The sequence below is a fragment of the Vibrio sp. 1CM23M genome (genome assembly GCF_023161755.1).
In the GTDB taxonomy this organism is placed as follows: domain Bacteria; phylum Pseudomonadota; class Gammaproteobacteria; order Enterobacterales; family Vibrionaceae; genus Vibrio; species Vibrio coralliirubri.
Genome location: NZ_JALNTR010000001.1, coordinates 1,198,055 through 1,219,264, shown reverse-complemented (window position 1 = coordinate 1,219,264; position 21,210 = coordinate 1,198,055). Strand labels below are relative to the sequence as shown.

21 protein-coding genes are annotated in these 21,210 nt (G+C 43.3%); 6 read left to right on the top strand and 15 right to left on the bottom strand.

Annotation, left to right across the window (positions count from 1 at the left end; genetic code table 11):
* Positions 1-21 precede the first annotated feature (21 nt).
* The 11 genes from MSG35_RS05180 to yihU all read right to left on the bottom strand — a co-directional run bounded on the left by MSG35_RS05180 (position 22) and on the right by yihU (position 10,918).
* Complete coding sequence (locus MSG35_RS05180; RefSeq protein ID WP_248383178.1) at positions 22-996, bottom strand: TauD/TfdA family dioxygenase; 975 nt, start codon at positions 994-996, stop codon at positions 22-24.
* 10 nt (positions 997-1,006) lie between these two features.
* Positions 1,007-1,969 (bottom strand): aldo/keto reductase, encoded by a 963-nt coding sequence (locus tag MSG35_RS05175; protein WP_172378332.1) that lies wholly within the window; start codon positions 1,967-1,969, stop codon positions 1,007-1,009.
* A 130-nt stretch (positions 1,970-2,099) separates the two neighbouring features.
* Positions 2,100-2,366, bottom strand: coding sequence for a PTS transporter subunit EIIB (locus MSG35_RS05170; RefSeq protein ID WP_248383176.1), 267 nt, complete (start codon positions 2,364-2,366; stop codon positions 2,100-2,102).
* A 95-nt stretch (positions 2,367-2,461) separates the two neighbouring features.
* Positions 2,462-3,511, bottom strand: coding sequence for a TRAP transporter substrate-binding protein DctP (gene dctP, locus MSG35_RS05165; RefSeq protein ID WP_248383174.1), 1,050 nt, complete (start codon positions 3,509-3,511; stop codon positions 2,462-2,464).
* Between the two features lie 103 nt (positions 3,512-3,614).
* The gene (locus MSG35_RS05160) at positions 3,615-4,904 is read right to left on the bottom strand and encodes a TRAP transporter large permease (protein ID WP_060981080.1); all 1,290 of its coding nucleotides are present in this window, start codon (positions 4,902-4,904) and stop codon (positions 3,615-3,617) included.
* A 10-nt stretch (positions 4,905-4,914) separates the two neighbouring features.
* Positions 4,915-5,526, bottom strand: coding sequence for a TRAP transporter small permease (locus tag MSG35_RS05155; protein WP_060981079.1), 612 nt, complete (start codon positions 5,524-5,526; stop codon positions 4,915-4,917).
* A 158-nt stretch (positions 5,527-5,684) separates the two neighbouring features.
* Positions 5,685-6,545 (bottom strand): class II fructose-bisphosphate aldolase, encoded by an 861-nt coding sequence (locus MSG35_RS05150; protein ID WP_248383172.1) that lies wholly within the window; start codon positions 6,543-6,545, stop codon positions 5,685-5,687.
* Positions 6,546-6,799: 254 nt separating this feature from the next.
* Positions 6,800-8,050 carry an AGE family epimerase/isomerase gene (locus MSG35_RS05145; RefSeq protein WP_248383170.1) on the bottom strand — a complete coding sequence of 417 codons (1,251 nt, stop codon included), beginning with the start codon at positions 8,048-8,050 and terminating at the stop codon, positions 6,800-6,802.
* 95 nt (positions 8,051-8,145) lie between these two features.
* The gene (locus tag MSG35_RS05140; RefSeq protein WP_172378336.1) at positions 8,146-8,886 is read right to left on the bottom strand and encodes a sulfite exporter TauE/SafE family protein; all 741 of its coding nucleotides are present in this window, start codon (positions 8,884-8,886) and stop codon (positions 8,146-8,148) included.
* Between the two features lie 57 nt (positions 8,887-8,943).
* Entirely contained in the window at positions 8,944-10,002 is a 1,059-nt protein-coding gene (locus MSG35_RS05135; RefSeq protein ID WP_172378338.1) for an aldose epimerase family protein, read from the bottom strand.
* A 19-nt stretch (positions 10,003-10,021) separates the two neighbouring features.
* A complete protein-coding gene (gene yihU, locus MSG35_RS05130; protein ID WP_248383169.1) occupies positions 10,022-10,918 on the bottom strand; it encodes a sulfolactaldehyde 3-reductase in 897 nt (298 codons plus the stop codon).
* Between the two features lie 207 nt (positions 10,919-11,125).
* On the opposite strand from yihU, the gene MSG35_RS05125 reads away from it, so the two are divergent.
* Positions 11,126-12,013: a sugar kinase gene (locus MSG35_RS05125; RefSeq protein ID WP_086714313.1), complete on the top strand. Its 888-nt coding sequence runs from the start codon at positions 11,126-11,128 to the stop codon at positions 12,011-12,013.
* A gap of 14 nt (positions 12,014-12,027) precedes the next feature.
* Positions 12,028-12,792 (top strand): DeoR/GlpR family DNA-binding transcription regulator, encoded by a 765-nt coding sequence (locus MSG35_RS05120; protein ID WP_086714314.1) that lies wholly within the window; start codon positions 12,028-12,030, stop codon positions 12,790-12,792.
* Positions 12,793-12,872: 80 nt separating this feature from the next.
* Here MSG35_RS05120 and MSG35_RS05115 read toward each other — a convergent pair whose 3' ends face one another.
* Positions 12,873-13,712: an SGNH/GDSL hydrolase family protein gene (locus MSG35_RS05115; protein WP_248383167.1), complete on the bottom strand. Its 840-nt coding sequence runs from the start codon at positions 13,710-13,712 to the stop codon at positions 12,873-12,875.
* Positions 13,713-13,990: 278 nt separating this feature from the next.
* Here MSG35_RS05115 and MSG35_RS05110 point away from each other — a divergent pair, with 278 nt between their 5' ends.
* Positions 13,991-16,057, top strand: coding sequence for an alpha-amylase family glycosyl hydrolase (locus MSG35_RS05110; RefSeq protein WP_248383165.1), 2,067 nt, complete (start codon positions 13,991-13,993; stop codon positions 16,055-16,057).
* A gap of 99 nt (positions 16,058-16,156) precedes the next feature.
* On the opposite strand, the gene MSG35_RS05105 is transcribed toward MSG35_RS05110, so the two are convergent.
* Positions 16,157-16,681 carry an RNA methyltransferase gene (locus MSG35_RS05105; protein WP_248383163.1) on the bottom strand — a complete coding sequence of 175 codons (525 nt, stop codon included), beginning with the start codon at positions 16,679-16,681 and terminating at the stop codon, positions 16,157-16,159.
* 275 nt (positions 16,682-16,956) lie between these two features.
* On the opposite strand from MSG35_RS05105, the gene MSG35_RS05100 reads away from it, so the two are divergent.
* Positions 16,957-18,618 carry a methyl-accepting chemotaxis protein gene (locus tag MSG35_RS05100; protein WP_248383162.1) on the top strand — a complete coding sequence of 554 codons (1,662 nt, stop codon included), beginning with the start codon at positions 16,957-16,959 and terminating at the stop codon, positions 18,616-18,618.
* A gap of 229 nt (positions 18,619-18,847) precedes the next feature.
* Positions 18,848-19,066, top strand: coding sequence for a hypothetical protein (locus tag MSG35_RS05095; protein WP_248383160.1), 219 nt, complete (start codon positions 18,848-18,850; stop codon positions 19,064-19,066).
* 5 nt (positions 19,067-19,071) lie between these two features.
* Here the strand turns inward: MSG35_RS05095 and MSG35_RS05090 are convergent, their stop codons facing one another.
* Both MSG35_RS05090 and MSG35_RS05085 read right to left on the bottom strand, forming a co-directional pair.
* Positions 19,072-19,755 carry an endonuclease gene (locus MSG35_RS05090; RefSeq protein WP_248383159.1) on the bottom strand — a complete coding sequence of 228 codons (684 nt, stop codon included), beginning with the start codon at positions 19,753-19,755 and terminating at the stop codon, positions 19,072-19,074.
* Between the two features lie 3 nt (positions 19,756-19,758).
* On the bottom strand, positions 19,759-20,628 hold the full coding sequence (locus MSG35_RS05085) for a LysR family transcriptional regulator (RefSeq protein WP_048611669.1): 870 nt from the start codon (positions 20,626-20,628) through the stop codon (positions 19,759-19,761).
* Positions 20,629-20,837: 209 nt separating this feature from the next.
* On the opposite strand from MSG35_RS05085, the gene MSG35_RS05080 reads away from it, so the two are divergent.
* Entirely contained in the window at positions 20,838-21,185 is a 348-nt protein-coding gene (locus tag MSG35_RS05080) for a DUF3316 domain-containing protein (protein ID WP_248383157.1), read from the top strand.
* Positions 21,186-21,210 lie beyond the last annotated feature (25 nt).

The following is a 21,210-nucleotide window of genomic DNA, read 5'->3' as shown; positions in this document are numbered from 1 at the left end:
ATCCTCTCAGTAAAGTAAGGGTTATTTCCCCAAAACAACCATCACTTTACGTTTTTTATCTCCAGAGAAAGGACGACGACCATGCATAGCAAGGTTATTGTCAACTAGCGCTACATCGCCAGCTTGCCAGTTAAGGTCGAATGACAACTCTTCGGAGATCTTAGAAATCGTCTCTAAAAATGACTTAGGAATTTCAGAATCATCTCCAAAGCACAGTGCTTTTACAGGGTTTTCTTTAACGCCTTCCCAACCCTCAAATGCGGCAATAATTTGGTTGAAGAACACTTTACGACCGTCAGCGACCGTTTTGATCCCAGCTAAAGCCCCCGTTTGAGCCAACAAATCACCATTGTCTTGCCATGTCCACGTGTAACCTAGCTCTTTCAATTTAGCTTCAGCTTGTTGCTCGTTGTCCACGCTTAGGGTACTTAGCCAACTACGACCTTGTGCTGACTCAGCACTGTCACCACCCGGCATAGTCGTTGTGTACTTAATTCCAACTTCTTCTAGCTTATTTGTTAGTTCAGGCTCAACTTTGATTAGCTCGTTGTAGATCATATCTGAACGACATAATACGGTTGCTCCGCCCTGCTCTGCCGGACTCTCACAAAATAATGAAATACGGTTTGGATAAATAGGTGTTTGTGCCATTTCGTTGTGCAAGTTAATCGCAACTTCTTTAGGTCCTTCATTGGCTGTGAAGACTAGTTCGGTAAAGTTGATACGCACTGCATTCGACAATGACTCTTTATACGTAAAGTTCTCATAACCGAACGATGCAAAAAATGCATCATAGCTTTCAGCATCAACAACAGGGAAACTACGAAACAGAATAGCCCCTGTGCACAGTAGCTCTGCTTCCAAGTGCTCACGATGCTCTTCAATCCATGCTTTCGCTTCTGCTAGTGTTGTCACTGAGCCATCGTTTTCAATGATCGTTGGAAAATTGCTTACTTCGAACTCTAGTGTTTCTGTGATTTTATTTAATACACCCATGATTAGTCCCTTAATCGTAAATTGGTGAAAAGTGGTTGAACGCAGCTTCGCAGAAATCGCCAGGATCATTGAATCGGCGGTTAATGTTCAAAGCTGAAATTGACTCCATTTCGCGCTCTGTTAGCTCGAAATCGAAAATAGAAAGATTCTCTTTCAAACGCTCCACTTTTGAGCTTTTAGGTATGATGGTGCAACCACGCTGCACTCCCCAACGCAACGCAACCTGAGCGGGTGTTTTTCCATGCTCTTTCGCCGCATTTACTACAACTTCTTGCTCCAAAACAGATTCCAGTTTGTCTGCCATATTGAGCTCTAGGTACGATAAAGCGCCAAGTGGAGAGAAGGTTGTTACCGAGATACCATAGCCTTTCGCAAGCTTAATCAAACGCTCTTGCGTTAAGTATGGGTGAGACTCAATTTGTAATTCACTAGGCTTAATCTTTGCGTAAGCCATTAAGTCATTCAGCAAACCTGAATTGTAGTTACATACGCCAATGTTCTTTACTAGCCCGGCTTCAGCCAGTTCTTCCATTGCTTGCCAAGTTTCGAACAAAGGCACTGGCTCAATCATCATCTTCGGCTCATCCGCTTGAGGATCAAAGATCCACTCTGGCGGGTAACGAGTTTCAAATGGAACATAGGGCTGTGCGATTGGAAAATGCACAAGATAAGAATCTAAGTAATCCACTCCAAGGTCTTGAAGTGTGCGCTCTAAAGCTGGACGCACGTGTTCTTTCTTATGGTAGGTATTCCAAAGCTTTGACGTTATCCAAAGATCCTCACGCTTCACTATGCCATCTTCAATCGCGCGCTTAATACCCAGGCCCACTTCTTTCTCGTTACCATAGTCACATGCGCTATCAAGTAATCGATAACCAATTTTAATCGCGTTATAAACCGTTTCGGCACATTGATCTTTTTCAATCTTCCACAACCCTAAACCTACTTTAGGGATTCCGTAGTTGTCGCTCATTGTTCTTCCTTTTTACTTATGGCGCTCTATTTTTATTTTTGAGCTTATTTTAGATATGACTTTACTGCCAGGCTTAAGCATTAAACTACCGCCTGTCTATTTATTTTATTTTTATTAACTAATTAATGTGTTACTGCACTGATATTTTTCTTATTTCATCGGCAATAACATGAACATTCAAAAATACAACTTGAATATGATTATCTGGTAGTCGGATAAAACCGAGAGCACCTTGTCGTCGCAATAAGCTTTCATTAACTGTTTCAATATCTTTCACTTGTATACGTAATCGAGTAGCACAATTATCAATATGCCCTTCGACGATATTATCGACACCACCAAGACCTGAAATTATCTTATTTGCTTTGGCTGTCAGGTTACCTTTATCTCTGATCATATTAATCTCACAGTTAAAACGACATGATTTAAGAGCAATACTTCACATAGAAGCCAAGTATCGCTCTATAAGATATTTATTAAATTAAACTGGGGTTACTTCATCGAAACTTCATAAGAAGCATTGATCTGAGCTTCACAGGTCTGGATTTCAGATTGGAAACGTTCTAGCCACTGTTTGCCTTCAGCATCTGCATTGTTTGCCCAGTTATCAACAACCGGTTGAGTCGCATCTTTGAACGCCTGTTTTTCCGCAGCGGTTGGGTTGTAGATCTCGCCGTCCGCTTTCTTGAACTCTTCGTAAGACGTGTATTCATTATGTTTAGGGTAAGACATCAGATATTGCTGCTGTGCTTGGATACCATCAAGTACAACTTTCTTTAATTCAGGAGAAAGTGATTTAAACTTCATATCTGACATTAGCCATGCACCGCCCATGTAAGCGTGGCCGTCTAATGTTAAGTAATCTAGGCTTTCATGGAATCGACTTTGAATAATATCAACAATACCGTTCTTAGTACCTTCTACAACACCCGTAGATAGTGCTGTGTATACCTCTGGCCATGCGATTGGTGTTGGTGAGCCGTCAAGCTGCTTAACCAAATCTTGCTGTACTTTTGCAGGAACCGTACGAATCTTCATGCCTTTTACATCTTCAGGGGTTTTGATTGGCTTCTTCGTTGTCGCAAAGTTACGCCAGCCACCAGAGTTCGCAACCATCATTAGGCGTACGTTTGGAGCCTTTTTAAGAACGTTACCGCGAACGTCAGAGATGAACTTATCATTACCGTAAACACACTCAGCCACGCGGTCATTCGGTAGTAGGTATGGAAGGTCAAATGATTCAGCCGGTTTCCAGTAATAAGCAATCTCAGAAACTGTCGTTGGGAAGTAGTCAAACATGCCAGCTTGGACGCCCGCAATACACTCTTTACCTGAACCACATAATTGACCTGACCCGTAAATTTTCACTTTAATTTCACCATTTGAACGTGTCTCTAGGTGATTTTTAAGTACCAATAATGATTGGTGGTTATAGCTTTCAGGTGAAGTTAGATGAACCACATTAAATTCAGTTGCTGAATATGTTGCACCTGATGTTAATAATGCAGCGGCAGTTGCTAAGTTGATTATTGTTTTTTTCATAATATTTACCAGTGTAGGGTTTATTTACAGCATAAGTAAGTGCTGCATTTCTATCGTTATTGGTTAGTAATGTTATTAAAAATATTTAATCTATTATCGGTTATCACATAATCCCAAATAATTGAGGGAGACCTATTACTAATTGAGGGAAGCATGAGATAACAAAAATAAGAGCCATCTCTACAACTAGGAATGGAATTATCTTCTTTGAGATTTCAGAAACAGATACTTTTGAAACGCCAGATGCGACAAACAGAACCAAGCCCATTGGTGGTGTCGCTAAACCGATTGATAGGTTTGCACACATCACAACACCAAAGTGAACTGGATCGATACCTGCACTGATCATGATTGGTGCAAATATCGGAGCGAAAATTAGAATTGCAGGGCCCGCATCTAAGAACATACCGATAGCGAACAATAGAACGTTAATAATTGCGAAGAGTAAGTACGGATTGTCCGTAATACCGTTCATAAAATCTGCAACCATGTTCGATACACCAGACAAGCTGATGAGTGAAGCAAAGCCACTCGCGGCCGCAACAATAATTAAGATAGACGCTGCGTTTACCGCGACTTTGGCAAACAGTGCATATGTTGCTTTTACATTGGTTACTCGAATGATAAACAAAGACACACAGATAGCATAAGCCACTGCAACTGCTGCCGCTTCTGTTGGGGTGAATATGCCTCCATAAATACCGCCTAAAATAATAACCGGTGTCATCAATGGAAGAATCGCGAGTTTGAACGCTTGGTGACGCTCCATTGCCGGTGCACGCTCCATTGGCTGTACCGCCGGGTACTTGCGAATCTGGTAACGATTCATCAGCATCAAACCAATACAGAAAATGATGCCTGGAGTCACACCCGCTAGGAACATCGCAGCAACCGATGTGTTCATCACAAACGCGTAGATAAGCATGATGCCAGAAGGCGGAATGATATTGCCTAACACAGTTGCTGCCGCAGTCAGTGCTGCTGAATAGCCGGTGTCGTAGTTATATTTTTTCATTTCTGGAATTAACATTCCGCCAATCGCAGAAGTTGCCGCTACCGCAGAACCAGTTAGCGCCCCGAAAATAGTTGCAGCAAGAATCACCACGTGCCCTAAGCCGCCACGAAGGTGCTGAACCATGGTTTGAGCAAAAGCAATGATACGTGGTGTGATGCCACCGGCCGTCATGCATTCGCCAGCTAACATAAAAAACGGCAGAGCTAAAAGTAAAAAGCTGTCTAGCCCCGAATACAAACGCTGATAGAGCATGTTAGCAAACAGCATTTGATCATTTTGAAACAGTGTGATGATTGGTGACAGTCCCAGAGTGAACAGAACAGGGACACCTACAATCAATAACGCAAGAAAATATACTAAGAAAATTGGGGAAACCATGTCCTACTCCTTATGACGCAGATTTCAATTCAAACTGTTCTTCTTGATCAGCTGAATCATCTTCTGTTTGACAAGATTCCAGCATCTCTGCGGTTTTACTTGTCTGAGATACATCTTCAAAGTCACCCAGGATGGCGCGCACGCAAGCAACACTTTTTTGTAGCGCGTACAACATAGTCACAACCATCATGACCGGTGGTGCGATGTACACGAAGTACATTTGGATAGGCAAACTGTCTGCCATCACCGAACCTGTATTGAAGAACGTCCAACCGAATTTAATCCAAACGGAGAACACAAGAATCGCTGCGATATGACCTAAAAGAGATAACAGAGCGAAGAAACGAGGGGACTTCTTCTCGACAATTTCAGTCACAAAAGTCATCGCAATATTTTTATCGGTTAGGTACACGAATGGCAGGCACAGATAAGTCATATAGATCATCAGGAATCGAGAAGATTCATCCGTCCAACTTAATGGAACATTGAATACATAACGGAACAGCACTTGCGCTACTACGATCACAGTCATCAAAAGCAGTAAGATACCGGCCGTATGACGGAGCAACTTAGCGAGAGGAGTTGTTATCGTATTCAATGCTTTTTCAATGGCTCTTAACATAGAATCACCATAATAATTATTATTGGTCTATTTATAAAACGACACACGGTTTATTGGGTGTGTATTGATAACTCAGTTAATAATTTAGAACCGTGATATTTTTCACACAGATAAATAATGTGTCGTTTTTGTAGGGTTTATGTCACATAAGTGACAATCTATGCCTTACCGTTTGAACCAAACAGACGAATTTTGTGTTGTACAACTTCTTTCATCGAAGAGATACCCGTGTTCATAACGTCAGCAAGAATGTAGTCTTTTTCATTGTCTTTCCAATGTGCTTGAACACCGTGGATAAAGCCTTGGCGTAATTCAGTATCGACATTTATTTTTGCTACGCCACGCTTAACCGCTTCCATTACTTGGTCATCAGGTACGCCTGAACCACCGTGCAATACGATCGGCTTTTTCACAGCTTCTTTAATTTCTGACAAACGATCAAACTTAAGCTCTGGTGTTGTTTTATATACACCGTGAGCAGTACCAATAGAGACAGCTAAGTAGTCAACACCTGTACGCTCAGAGAAATCTAATGCTTCTTCGACCGTAGTGATCATCGCGTCTTTCTCATCAACGGTGATGTCATCTTCTGTTCCACCAATCTTACCGATCTCACCTTCAGCCCCAAGGCCCAAGGCATTAGCAACATCAACAACCGCTTTAGTGATACGGATATTCTCTTCTAAAGGAAGCGCTGAACCGTCAAACATTAGCGATTGGAAGTCACGTGTCGCTGCTTCCATACATTGTTCGAATTTACGGCTGTGATCTAAGTGGATACAGATTGGAACAGAAATTTGATGATGTTGAATCAGTGAATCTACTGCATCACGCAATGGTTTCATGCCCATTTCATTAATTGCTTTTTGACCAATCTGAATCATGATTGGCGACTGTTCTTCTTGAGCTGCCAACAATACTGCTTTAATCGTTTCTAAGTTGTGAGCCGTGAATGCACCGATAGCGTAGCCATTGTTCCACGCTTCTTTGATCATTGTTTTTCCAGACACGTAAGGCATTAGGTTGTTCCTTTTTTATTCATTTGTTTGTTCGTTGTTGTAGTTAAATTATCAGCCACCAGGTTTCATTTCTGTTAGTTATGTATCACTTTTCAACACAAATGGACAAAAATAAACAAAATGAGTCCTGAGCCACATATTAAATGATCAAGTAAAATGAAAACGAGTGAAAAGTCTTTGGGCAAAAAAAAGGTGACAGCCAAAAGCCATCACCTTCTAAAAGTTTCTAGTTAGCCTAAACGCTAAACCTTTCTCTAGTTAATACCATGGTCAAGTAAGCCAGCAGCGAGAGCCGGTGCTAAGCCAGGTGTTAATGGAAGCCTAGGGATCACTAAGCAGTGCATTAAATGATAAATATCTTGCTTACCATCCCACACCTTGCTGGTCCCAGCTTGATTGTTTGTGTCCAGTTCTTGCCACCATGAGCATCCCTCGTAATCAATCAGGTATGTACGGCAGTAATCCCACCAAGTTTGGTAAAACTCTTCGTATTTTTTGTCACCCGTCACTGTATACAGCGCATAAGCTGTACCGATTGCTTCTACTGGTGCCCATCGAATGCGCTCACGAACCACTGGCTTTCCGTCCCAGTCAACGGAATAAACAAAACCTGGTGCACCATCGACAGACCATGCATCACGGACGGTTGCATCGAATAAGCCAATCGCATCCTCAAGTAGCCAGTCCGGCGTGTTAGCACCAATCTCTAATAAAGTCGCACGAAGGTGGCAGATTAAACGTCCCCACTCGATCCAGTGGCCCGGCGTGCCACCGTAAGCTCGGAAATGGCTCGCAGGGGTTTCTTTATTGTAATCTGGCAGTGGGTTCCACTCTGAATCGAAGTGTTCATTTACGCGGTAATGAAGACCTTTTGCCGTTTTATTGATCATGAATTCAGTAATATTAAGCGCACGGTCTAACCACTTTTTGTCTTTCGTTACATCGTAAACAATCAGGAATGCTTCAACCGAGTGCATTGCAGCATTACCCCCGCGGTAGTCTTCAGTATCTGAGAACGTTTCATCCCAAGACTCAAAACACATCTGCTTTTCTTCGCTCCAAAAGTGATTTTCGTACACATTAATCGCTTCATCTAGTAACGCTTGTGCACGAGGGTGACCTGTTGTCGCAGCACTCGCAGCAGCTAACAGTACGAATGCGTGTTGATACCCTTGCTTAGACGCATCAACTATCCCTTCCCCTTCATTATCTATGGTCGCGTACCAGCCGCCGTGCTTGTTATCTTTTAAAGGGCCTTCTAAGGCAGCAATACCATGCTCAACAAGGTCATAGGCACCAGGTCTCCCCATCAAAGCAGCTAACGAATAACAGTGCAGCATTCGCGCGGTAATCCAAAGGCGGGTTCCCATATCATCGCGAATATTACCGTTATTGCCTACCCAACCAAATCCGTTAGGTACGACAGATTTTCTTCCAAATTCAAAAATACGATCTGTTTCAGTTTCCAACCAAGAGTTATGAGATTTGGTATTGATCCATTTCATACTATCTTTCCTCGTTATTATTTTTTATTGCTGCTGAAACTATCAGGCAGCGGATTTGAATTCTGTTAGCTAAGTTCTACTTATTACAAAACCAATCAAAATTGGACATTCTTGCTCACCAGCACACAACCAATGACCAGAAGCAGTCCATGTACGATGTGGTGATAGTTAATTTTGTATTTCTGTAAGAAGTGGTATCCGACCATGCCACTTGTCATTCCGACTAAAAATGCCGGCATTGCCGATCCAACGAGACTGCTGACCTCTGATGTAATAAGCCCTTCAGTCCAAAAACTGGCTATCGCACCTATCATCTGTAGCATGAAGAAGAACACTAGTGTCGATTTAGCCTGATCTGCAGTCCAAGGCTGCATTGAGGTATACGCAATAACCGGGGGCCCCGCTTCACCAACGCTTGCCCCAAGCACGCCAGAAGCAAACCCTGTTCCCATAGTGACAGGCACTGAAGTTTTGGAGAACGCAGGTTTCGTGCTACGCATGGAGTGAATACTCGATAAAATCAGCACAATACCCATCGTTATTAAAATGTATTGAGATGGCAGGCTAGCCAGCAACTTAGCACCCACAAATGACGCAGGTAACGAACCCGCTACGAGAATCAGACCAGCTTTATACTGAATCGAGTGACGCATTTTCCACACAATAGGGAATGTTACTAACCAACCGAAAATTCCCGCGATCGGCACCGCCATCTTTGCGTCGACAACGAGCGAGAGTAACGGCACAGAAACAAGAGCAAGACCAAACCCGGTCAAGCCTTGCGTAAAGCCCCCTAATGCGATGATCAGGGAGACTAATATGACAGTCATATCCATAGTAGCGTCCTAATGAAGGGCGATGGTTCACCCTAATATGGTTATTGAAAGGAGGTATTACTTCACTGAGAAGCGATGGAGTGTTTTCTCTTCAAACACATCACCAGGGTTTAGCCGAACACTTGGAAAGTGAGGTTGATTTGGGCTATCTGGGAAATGTTGTGTTTCTAAACACATCCCTTCAAATGATTGATATTGATGACCATTTCGACCTAGCCAAGTATTATTAGATAACTTCGAAGCGTTGTAGAACTGAACCGCAGGTTGCGTAGTTAACACTGTCATTACTCGGCCGCTTTTTGGGTCGTAAAGCTCCGCAGCATAATGGTACTCACCTTCATTATTAGACTGGTCGAGAATAAAGTTATGGTCATAGGCTCCATCGAGCACTTTCTTTTTGTTGTCACCGATGACCATCGAAGACGTAAAATCTAAACCCGTATCTTTAACACTCAGCACTTCCCCTGTCGGGATCATATCTTCAGTTACCGGTGTATAAAATTGAGAGAATAACGTGAGATGATGGTTATCGACTGAGCCCGAATCGTGACCACCAAGATTGTAGTAACCATGATTGACTAGGTTGACTACCGTAGGCTTGTCAGTGGTTGCTTTGAAGTTATAGTGAATCTGATTCAATTCATCTAAACCAATGGTATGCGTGACATCCATAGTGCCACCATAACCAGCTTCACCATCCGGTGAGGTTCGGCTTAGATGTATATAAACCGCTTCGGGTTGCTGTTCGACTGCATAATTCCATACATATTTGTCGAACCCCCGGATGCCACCATGCAGGTGTGTACGCGACTGCTCATTGGTATCAAGTTGGAAGACCTCACCATCAAGCTCGTAACGCCCGTCTTTAATACGATTGGCAAAACGCCCCGCCACCGCACCAAAAAAAGGATGCCCGGCAAGGTATTTATCTAGGGTTTCATAACCCAATACCACGTCAGCCTTATTGCCTTCTCTATCCGGTGTTTCTATCGATGTAACAATACAACCGAAATTAGTCAGCTGTACCTTCATACCCTGACTGTTTTCTAGGGTAAATAGCTTAACGGGCATCGCTTGACCATCTACTTGCCCCCAATTTTCGACATCTAGTTTCACGTTATTGTCTCTATTCTAATTATTGTTTTATTTTTGCTTCTAAGCCTGACGTAACACGAAGTTGTTCAAAGACAGATGTCCAGTCTTGACGACCACGCCCTGCAGCTCGAGCAATACTGTAAAGCTCACGAGATGCAGCACCACACGGCATTGGTACATTCACTTGGTTAGCTAAGTCCAAAGCGATACCCAGATCTTTATGTGCTAAATCCACCATGAATGCCGGAGTCAAATCGCCCGCTAGCACTTTACCCGGCCAGGTTGTCGTAAAGTGTCCTTTGCCAGCCGGTGTACCACTCATTACTTGCAATGCCGTTTCGAATTCAAGACCAATTGCTTCAGATAAAGTAGCGGCTTCTGCCGACAACGCATTAAGCGCGATACTCATGTAATTATTGATAATTTTTACGCGAATACCTTTACCCGCACCGCCACAATCTACAGTTTCGGAACCCATGCAATCAAAAAGAGGCTGTGCTCTGTCTATTTGGGCTTTGCTACCACCAGCAAGAATCAGTAACTCGCCTTTAACCGCGTGGTCTGAAGTACGCCCTACCGGAGCTTCCATCATCTGTAGACCTCGTTGATCCATATCAGAAACCAACTTATCCGTTTGGAATGGGTGAATAGTAGACATATCAATCAACAACGTTTCAGGCGTCATTACTTGTGCAATCCCCTGCTCACCAAACAATACATGACGCACTAAGTCGCCATTCGGTAGCATAGTGATAATAAAGTCGACATCTTTTGCAGCGTCTAGCGCTGATTCCGCAGCCGTTGCTCCCAACTCAACCAGTCCGTTTACTGCATCTGCATTTAAGTCAAAAACCTTTACCTCATGGTCACCTTTTAGAATGTTTGAAGCCATTGGGCTTCCCATTTGACCAAGACCAATAAAACCAACGCGACTCATAATCCTTTCCTTTTATAAATACCAACACACTTTGAGTGGGTTAACTATAAACAAATGAACAAATTGAACTGTTGACCATGTCACATTTTGTCTATTTTTGTTGTTTAATGTAAGTTTGTGAGCATTATCGAAGTATTAGGTGACACAGGAAATATAATTTACTCTGTACTTATATTTAGATAGCTGTATTGGCTAAAAGGAAGAAAGATGAAAATTGCTTGCCTAGGTATTACCGTTCTTGACCGTGTTCAGCTTGTTGAAAAACTGCCAACAACAGGGGGGAAGTATGTATCAAAAGACTACTTTGAAATTGGCGGAGGCCCAGCGGCAACAGCGGCTGTCGCCGTTTCTAAGTTAGGGCATGAAGTAGAGTTTGTCGGTCGTGTAGGGAGTGATAGCGTAGCTAATACCATGATCGAAGAGCTCAACAATTACGGTGTTAAAACAAATCATATTGTTCATATAAACAATGCATCTTCATCTTTCTCTAGTGTTCTTGTTGATGATGAAGGTGAACGTATGATCATCAACCACCAAGACCCTATGCTAAGCCGTGACATTCGCATGTTGATGGATGTTGATTTTAGTCAATTTGATGCAGTGCTGTGTGACGTACGCTGGCCTGAAGGCGCTAAGTACCTATTAGAAAAGGCAAAAGAGTATGGAATACCGTCAGTTCTAGATGCTGATTTATCACCGGATCCCATCGATGAATTGGTCAAATTGGCCGATCATGTCGCATTTTCAGAGGAAGGATTGTCAACTTTTGTACAAAATTCAGAGGTTGAAGCAGGATTACGCTTAGCAAAACAAGAAACTTCTGGCAAAGTATACGTCACTGTAGGAAAACACGGCTGTTATTGGTTAGAAAACAACGAGCTGCAACATGAAGCAGCCCCAGTGATTGATGTTGTCGACACAACCGGAGCGGGCGATACATTCCACGGAGCTTTGGTTGTGGCTGTAGCTGAAGGAATGGATACCCGTGCTGCAGTCAAATTCTCAAATATTGTCGCTGCAATCAAATGTACTAAATTGGGTGGCCGAGAAGGTATACCAACTCGCTCAGCAGTGAATAAACACATAAATGAATAATAAGAAGGTTTAGTATGACTAATCCTAGACAAGATAAATTACTAAAGTTAGTTATTGATGAAGGCTACTATACCGTTGAAGATTTAGCGGAAAGCCTAAATGTCTCTACCCAAACCATTCGCCGAGACATCAAAAAGCTCAGTGATGATAAGCTGTTGATTCGTCATCACGGCGGCGCAAGTTCGCCAGCAAGCAAAACGAACTTGGATTACGAGCTACGCCGAAGCGCTGAAACTGACGAGAAAAATGCAATTGCGAAATGTATTGCTGAGTTAGTTCCTGATAATTCGACTATCTTCATCACTATTGGTACAACGGCTGAAACTATCGCTAATCACCTATTAAAAAAGAGCAACTTACAGGTGATTACTAACAGTTTACGCGTTGCAAACATCCTACACTCAAATCCATCATTTGATGTGTTGATACCTAGCGGTAAAGTAAAAGCATCAAATGGGGGTATTGTCGGCACAGAAGCTATCGATTTTATCTCAAAATTCCGTTTTGATTACCTATTAACGAGTGCTGGCTCTCTTGATACCGACGGCACTCTCCTTGAATATGATCTCAACGAAACCGAGTTAGTACAAACTGTCATGAAGTCAGCAAGACACATGTACGTTGGACTCGACTCAACCAAGTTTGTACCTAAAGGTTCAATAGCGCTTTGCCATATTCGTGAAGCAACAACGTTATTTACCGACAAAGCATTACCAAACACTCTAGCCAAAAACCTTCAACACGAAAACATTCTCATTGAAGTGTGTAAGCCAGAATAGCTTGGTTAGCCTATCTAGCAAAAAGCTCCCAAATTAAGGGAGCTTTTTAGTATTAACGATATGTACGCACTGCTATCTAGCTATTCATGAAGGCACTTATCTAGCATCGGCATCAGAATCTCAGCCCAAGCCTGATAAGCCCTGCCATTCAAATGTAAATCATCACACGTGTATTCATTCGACAAGTGTTGATTTGGCGCTAATACCGCATTCACATCTAAAAACTCGATGCCATGCTGCGCACAGTAATCTTTTAGCTTTCTATTTAAAGACTCAACACTTGGGTTTAAGCTTTGCAACTTAGTACCAACATAAAGCGTCGACTGCACCAACACTTGGATACCATTATCTCGCCATATGTTGACCATTTTTACGTAGTTGTCATACACATGTTCAACGCCGTAGCCTTGAGCCAAGTCGTTGATTCCCGCCATGAAACAGACTAACTGGGGATTCACGTTTAACGTGGTGTCAATACGTCGCAACATGCCTGATGTAGTATCACCAGCCAAGCCGCGGTTAACCATAGAAATATCACGAAAAATATCAGCCCACGGCGCCCACTCGGTGATCGAGTCTCCAAACATCACTAAATCCGCTTGAGGTGAAAAGTGGCGATGATTGTCCGATGTCATGATGTAACGACTCATGCTGTGACCTCGCTGCTGAATCTCAGACTGAAGAGCGACTGCCTTGAGGATGTCACTATCTGGTGTAGTGCTATCGAATTGAGCCAACAACCCTTCGATATGAGGTTTAAAAGGACTAAGACGAGTACTCAGTTGGTGGTGTTCTTTAAGGGAAGATAACCTATCTAATAGTGCATATAGAGAGCTATTTTGACCAACTTCTTGGAATAACTGATAGAGATCGAGGACAGGGTGTTGCTGCAGCGCGGCAAGTAATTGCTTGTCTTCCATGGTGTTATCTAACCCTTCAATTATTTGATGATGAACTCAAGATAATATCCGATTGCGTACGGGATAGATAACACTAGAAGCAGAGAATGACTTATTCTAAACAAAGTTGTTTACATACCACGTAAAAACATCTTGCTGTACAAATCTCGTTCCGCCTCAAAAATCAGCACTTCATCATAATATGTATAAGAAATTAACCACATATTGTGACTCCTGTCTCTCAGCCTATCGCCTACTCCTATTGCCACTATTTAACGGAGGATTTATAGATTATCAGGATGGTGAATAATAAGTTAAATCATAATAATAAGGACCTTAACGTGAAACTTTCTCTATCCAATACCGCGTTGGCCGTTGCCGCCATCCTACTTGCAGGTTGTCAATCTGCACCTGAATCTGTTCAAGAATTAACGGCATACCAATGCCAAACGAATACTAATACTAATACCGACGTAAATGACTTGAGGATCTATCAAGTGATGGTTGAGAGCTTTGTTAATGGCGATGACTCAATTGGTCATGGGACAGGATACGGAACTAGCCACCACAAAGGAGATATTCAAGGCATTATCGACTCACTTGATTACATCGAGTCCCTTGGAATGAACGGTATTTGGCTAACCCCAATCTTTAATTCAGAGCCTATCGAAAACCAGGACCATTGGGCTGATAGACTGGATGCCACCGGTTATTTTGCCACTGATTATTTCAATATTGATCCGAGATTCGGCACGATGGAAGAAGCGAAAACGTTAGTTGAAGAAGCGCATGCTCGCGGGCTTTACGTCTTCTTTGATGGCGTATTTGGTCACCACAAAAAAAATGTAGTGCCGTCACCAACAGGTAAACTGCCTCAAGGGGAGGATAATCCAGTCTCATACCCCGAGAGCCTAGCCTTCTACCAAGAAGTTGCAGAGTATTGGATCAAAGAACTCAAAATCGATGGTTGGCGCTTAGATCAGGCTTACCAAGTGCCAAAAGAAGCTTGGAGTCAAATCAGAGAAACGGTAGACACCGCTTCTTCTCAAGTCGAATATGTAAACAGCGAAGGTAAAACCGTGAACCCTCTGGGCTATATGGTTGCGGAAATTTGGGCTGGTGAGAACCGCATAATAGAAACGGGTTATGGCTCAAATGAAGCACCTGCTTTATGTTCTGCGTTTGATTTCCCAATGCGCTACCGACTCACAGAAACCTTTGCTGTAAACGAAGCAGGCGTGGGGAACAAAGGTGGAGAATGGCTTGCAGAAGGCATGTCTTTACATTCGTTATACCCAGACCATGCAAAACCCAATTTAATGATTGGTAACCATGACCTTGTTCGCTTTGGTGACTTATTACAGCGCGGTGATATCGCTTCTCCACAAGACAAAGAGTATTGGCTGCGTTATAAAGCGGCATTTTCATTCCAAGCGGCTTATACAGGCCCAATAACCACCTATTATGGGGACGAAATAGGCGATCAGCTAGAAGGTTTCTCAGATAAAGTATGGACTGATGACTGTGCTATTAATGGCTTGTGCGATGACCACGTAGCACGTACTAGCGGTAAAGTAGAAGGTGTCACAGCTCAACTCAATACCAACGAAAAAGACTTAAAGCAGTACGTTACAAATTTAATGAAACTGAGGGAAACGCACCCTGCTCTATCACAGGGTAAACGTACGAACCTAATCGCCAACGATATCGCATATGTCGATCACAAAGCCTATGACGGCGATGCTGTTATCTACGCAGTGAATGTTACCAACAAAGAGCAGACCATAGAACTAACCAAAGAAAAAGCAGGCTCAAAAGCTGAACTGACGGATATTGAATCAGAGCAATCTATATCAGCAATTGATGGTCATTACTCTATAGTTCTAAACCCTTTTGAGGCTCGTTTCTTGTCGATAACACAACCAAATGAAAAAGGTCCTATAGCGGCCATAATGGCGACAGGAAATGAAGTTGGACAAGGCTTCATGGCTAAATGTAACAATCCAACGATTAACGCTGAAGGGCCAATTTCAAGTCCACTTTATGTGGTTGGCAACTTTGCTGATTCAGGTTGGAAACACGTAGCTAAACGAGAGCTTGAGTATAAAGGTGCTAACACTTACCAAGTCGTTACTACTGAAAAGCCTGGTAGCTATCGCATGCAATACGCGTCTAAAGCTTGGTCACCACAGTTTACAGCGGATGGGCTCAACCTAAAACTGGGGCAACTAAACTCATTAACTAAAGGTGGTTACGGGCAAGATACTGCTATTACCATTCGTAATCCAGGGCAGTATGTATGGAGCTTACAATTCGATGAGGCAGGACAACCATTAAAAATTATGGCTTCCAAATGTGCTGAATAGCCAAGCCTAAGATCCGAGAACAACCAAGTAAAAACCCCTTATTCCTACAAATAAGGGGTTTTCTTTAATCTACATTAGATATTAAGAGACCAGATACGATTAGAACAATATCTCCCCTTGCTTCACTTGCAGGTGATTACGGTTATCGCGGCTTTTCTTAATAAGCTCGTTGCTCTCATCCATTTCATCTGACTTAGCAAGGCGATCATAAAGCAGCACGTTAACTGTCGCAGCCAAGTTCATGCAACCAACCGTTGGTACATACACGACGTGGTCCGCTCTGTCGGCGACATCTTGAGAAATAGAACCGTCTTCAGGGCCAAAGATATAAATGGCATTTTCTGGGTGTTTAAAACGCGGCAGTGGTGTTGCACCCTCAGCGAGTTCTACACAAACAATTTTCGTTTCTGAATCAAGGTTATCCAAAAAAGACTCGACACCCGTTAGTGGGATAGTACGCGCAGCACTCTTGGTATCGGTATGAAATTTAGCGGCTTTTTCGTAGCGTTGCCCTGTGTATTTAACTTCGTCGACTTGGTAACAACCAGCCGCGCGCATAACAGCACCAACGTTTGTCGGGCTCTTTGGGTTAGTTAAACCAATAGTCACATGGCTTTTGTTCATGAATCTTTCTCACTTAACGAATATACATAGCAGGGTGCTACAAAGCGTCGCATTCTACCAAAGCAGCGCCAAATTCAAAAGCATCGTAACAAACCGCTCTTTTTATCATTAAGCCCCTAGTTGCAAGGCTTCTAACGTCAAAAACCTAACCGCCATCATGTTTATAAAACAAAAACATTTCTGGATAACAATTCAACAACAAGTCCATTTACATTTTAAAACCACATTAATAATGTGTTCAAAATTGCATGAGATAATCACACAGGAAGCGTGACATGACCCTAACCATCAAAAACCGCCTTTATATTCTCTCTTTCATTCCCTTGCTACTTATGGCAATCGGCATGATGAGCGTGACGTATATGAAGAGCACCGAGCTAACCGCACAGCAAGTTGAATCGACGCGTAGCAATATGATGGCGATGAAAGAAAAGGAACTCAAAGCGTATCTACAAATGGCCTATTCTTCGATCAGCCCATTTTTGGATAGAGGTGCAACATTAGAAGAAGCCTTACCGACATTAAGAACATTAGAATATGGCGAGTCTGGCTATATTTTTGGTTATGACTCCAAAGGTGTTCGAGTCGTTGTTGGGCAAAATAACGATGGTATTGGTAAAAACTACTACGACCTGCAAGACAAAAAAGGCAACTACCTGATTCGTGACCTGATCAAGAACTCAAAGCTTGGTGAGTTCACTACCTACTACTTTCCAAAACTTGGTCAGTCCGAAGCCCTACCGAAGCTAAGCTACTCGATATTCGTTCCCCAGTGGGACTTGATGCTAGGCACAGGTTTCTATACTGACGACATCGATGCTGTAATCGCAGAGATGAAAGAGAGCTCGAATGTCGCGTTACAAAGCTCATTGACGGCGATCGCTATATTCTGTGGTTTGATTGCCCTAGTAGTTGCTGTGTTTGCCGTTGCTGTCAACCGCACCATCATGCAACCACTCGAGCAGTTTGATCGTTCAATCAGCGCATTCGCGAGTGGCGAAGCCGATTTGACCGCTCGAATGGAAACCTTCAAAGCGCCAGAGTTCACTAAGCTCAGCGAGAACTTCAATGCCTTTGTGGCAAGCCTGCAAACCATCATTCGCAGCGTAAGTGATGTCGGCCAGCAAGTCGTCGCTGAAACCAGCAGTATGTCTGCTCGCGCCGCTCAGGTTGATGAAATTGCTACAGGGCAGCGTGAAGAGACAGAACAAGTTGCAACGGCGATGACTGAGATGACCACAACGGCGCAAGAGATCTCGAGCAACGCTAGCCAAGCGGCGGATTCCGCAAAGGTTGCAGAGGGCAATGCCAAAGAAGCGCAACAGATCGTAAACGCAGCTGCAGATTCAGTTGCAGGACTTGCTAGCGAAGTATCAGAAGCGAACACCGTGGTGTCTCGTTTAGAAGGCGATGTACAGAACATATCTTCTTCATTGGCGGTGATCCAAGACATTGCCGAGCAAACTAACCTACTCGCGTTGAATGCCGCGATTGAAGCTGCACGTGCAGGCGAACAAGGGCGTGGGTTTGCTGTGGTTGCCGATGAGGTTCGTAAACTGGCAAGCCGTACTCAAGAAAGCACTGGCGACATTCACAAGATGATAGAGCAACTAAAAGCTGCCTCAGATGCTGCTGTGAAAGCAATGGATTCAAGTCAAAACCGAAGTGCGCAAACCGTGGAAGAAGCGAATGCCGCAGCCGAAGCACTGGCGAAGATCCAAGCGTCGATTGATACCATCATGGACATGAACTCGCTTATTGCTACAGCCACTGAACAGCAAAATATTGTCGGCCAAGAGATATCTCAACGCATCGTGGTAATTTCTGACCAAAGCTCACAATCGGCCGAACTCGCGAATCAAAACCGTACAGGTAGCCAAAACCTCAACAGTCGTGCAAATGAGCTGTACCACTTAGTAGATCGTTTCACCGTCTAATACATTTTCGGTTTAGTAAGCCGTAATCAAACGCGACTTAACCCTAAAACACGTCGGGCTTCAGAATCTCTATTCTGAAGCCCGAACTTTTTGAGTTATACAATTTTAAGACCAATAGAAAAGTCCCCTCTCCCTCGCTATTCATCTTAAGTTTTGAGTACCTATTTTCAGAAGTTGGTTAAGCTTATTGAGTTGGTGTAGATCATCGATTCGAGTAGAGGAACGCTGCATGTTTAATTCAGATAAGAAGAATGTTCGCGATTTATTGATTGCCACTCGCTTTGGCGTATCGGCGTCGGAGATGAAAACTATTATTGGTGTAGAGCAGAACAAAGCGATGAAGTGTATCCTTCAACTTAAACAAGAAGGCGAAGACATTCGAACACTTGGCGAAGGCACCAACCCAGAAGAGTTGGTTTTATATTCCATCGGAGAAATTGAACCTTAAGCTAACTAAGTTTTAGTATGAGTTTTAGCTTCTAGACAGGTGGCGTTAAGCGGGCAATCGTGACACTTGGGTTTAGGGTTACAAAACTGCTGACCATGTTCGACTAACAAACCATGATAGTAGCCGTACCTTTTGGTATCCAGAGGGATTACGCTTTCCATCAAAGCTCGAAATTTTTCATACGATTTAGGTACATCGAGTCCATTACGAGTGAATATCCTTCTTGCGTAGGCATCAATCACAAAAGACGGTTTACCTATCGCGTACACCAGAATCGCGTCAGCCGTTTCGCCACCGATCCCTTTGACTTCCAATAGCTCTTTTCGGAGCTGATCTTTGTCCTGTTCTCGCACCACCGACATATCGTATTGGTATTTCGAAAACCACTCAGTCACGGCCTTCAACTTAATGGCTTTTTGATTGTAGTAACCACTCGAACGAATCTTTTGGGCAAGATCATCAAGATCCATCTCAGCGACTGACCTTGGGTCGCACTTATCACCTAAGTTGATGAGTGCTTTCTCTGCATTCTTCCAGTTGGTGTTCTGAACCAGAATAGCGCCTAGCACTATCTCGTAAGGGTCTTCCCTTTGCCACCAATCAAAATAGCCATAGTGCTGCTCAAGGGTATTAAATACACTGAGTATCAGCTCACTCTGGTTAGTAAGATCCTGACGTCCGACAGTCATACACTAATCCAATTGTTCAGAAAGGAAGTCCACCAGCAAACGAACTTTCGAAGACAGGTTTCGGTTCTGAGGATAAAGCGCCCATATGCCTTCCTTGTCGTCTCGATAATCGGACAGCACTTCCACCAACTCACCAGAATCAAGGTCTTCACTCACGTAGTATTCAGGTAACTGCACCAAGCCAATGCTCTGCTTAGCTGCGTCTAACAAGGCTAAACCACTGTTGCACTTAATGCGTCCATTAACACGAACTGAGCGAGGGCGACCATTTTCTTTAAAGCGCCAGTGTTCAAATCCACCGACTAAACATTGGTGATTATTTAATTCGGACAATGTATGCGGCTCGCCATAACGTTCAATATATTCAGGGCTGGCACATACATAAAGTTGGCGTTGAGAGAGCTTCTTTGCCACAAGGCTTGAGTCTTCTAATCGGCCAAGACGAATCGCCACATCAACACCCGAATCGATAAGATCGAGCTTTTGATTGGTCAGCATCAGCTCAAGCTCTACTTGCGGGTGAAGCTTTAAGAATTGATGGAGTATTGGAGCGAGTTGGCGTTCACCATAAGTCACAGGCGCGGTGACTTTCAGTAAACCTTTGGGTGTGGATTGCATCTGCGTGACCGCAAGCTCAGCAATTTCTAAACCTTCGACCAGCAACTTACACTGCTGATAATAGAGTTGCCCAGCCTCTGTTAGAGAAACCTTGCGAGTCGTCCGATTGAGCAGTTTCACTGCGAGTCGCTCTTCGAGGTTTGCCACCCTCCGACTGATTTGAGCGACTGACGTAGCGAGTTTCTGCGCCGCACCAGTAAAGCTTTCACGCTCTGCCACTGCAACAAACTCACTTACCCCTTCCCAATTGGCCATGCCTTTACCTTATGCTGAACTTTGGTTACCCATACAGTGTATTGAAGTTAGATATCAGTGTCACCTTGCTTGATTTGCGCTGGGCATAAATCTTCGGCACCTAAAGTCATTCCCTTACAGAACCATATTTTTGTCCTAACATTAATCTCATCCCCTATTGCTAGGGTGAGAATCTCTAAATCACCAGTACAACAAGGTAAGGTATCCCTATGAAGAAATTCATCATACTTGCATCAACTCTTGTACTCAGCACCACAGCGTTTGCAGCAACTAAAACAACGATTCAAGAAACAACGTTAAAATCTGACACATATGCTAGTGAAGCCGAAGCATACGATGCAGGCACCAACCTTATGGATGAGTTAAGCGAAAAAACACCTTTTGAGCTTTCAAGAGAACTGCCACAGTTCCAACAGACAACCAAATACGATTCGTTCAAGATTGATGATGCGAATATGGAAGTGAAAAAAATCACTAACATGAACGGCGACATCCATTACCAAGCGAACGTAAAAGTTGACTACCGTTACACATACAAAGACGGACGTAGCAGCTAACACTGAATGATTGATTTGGTCTAAA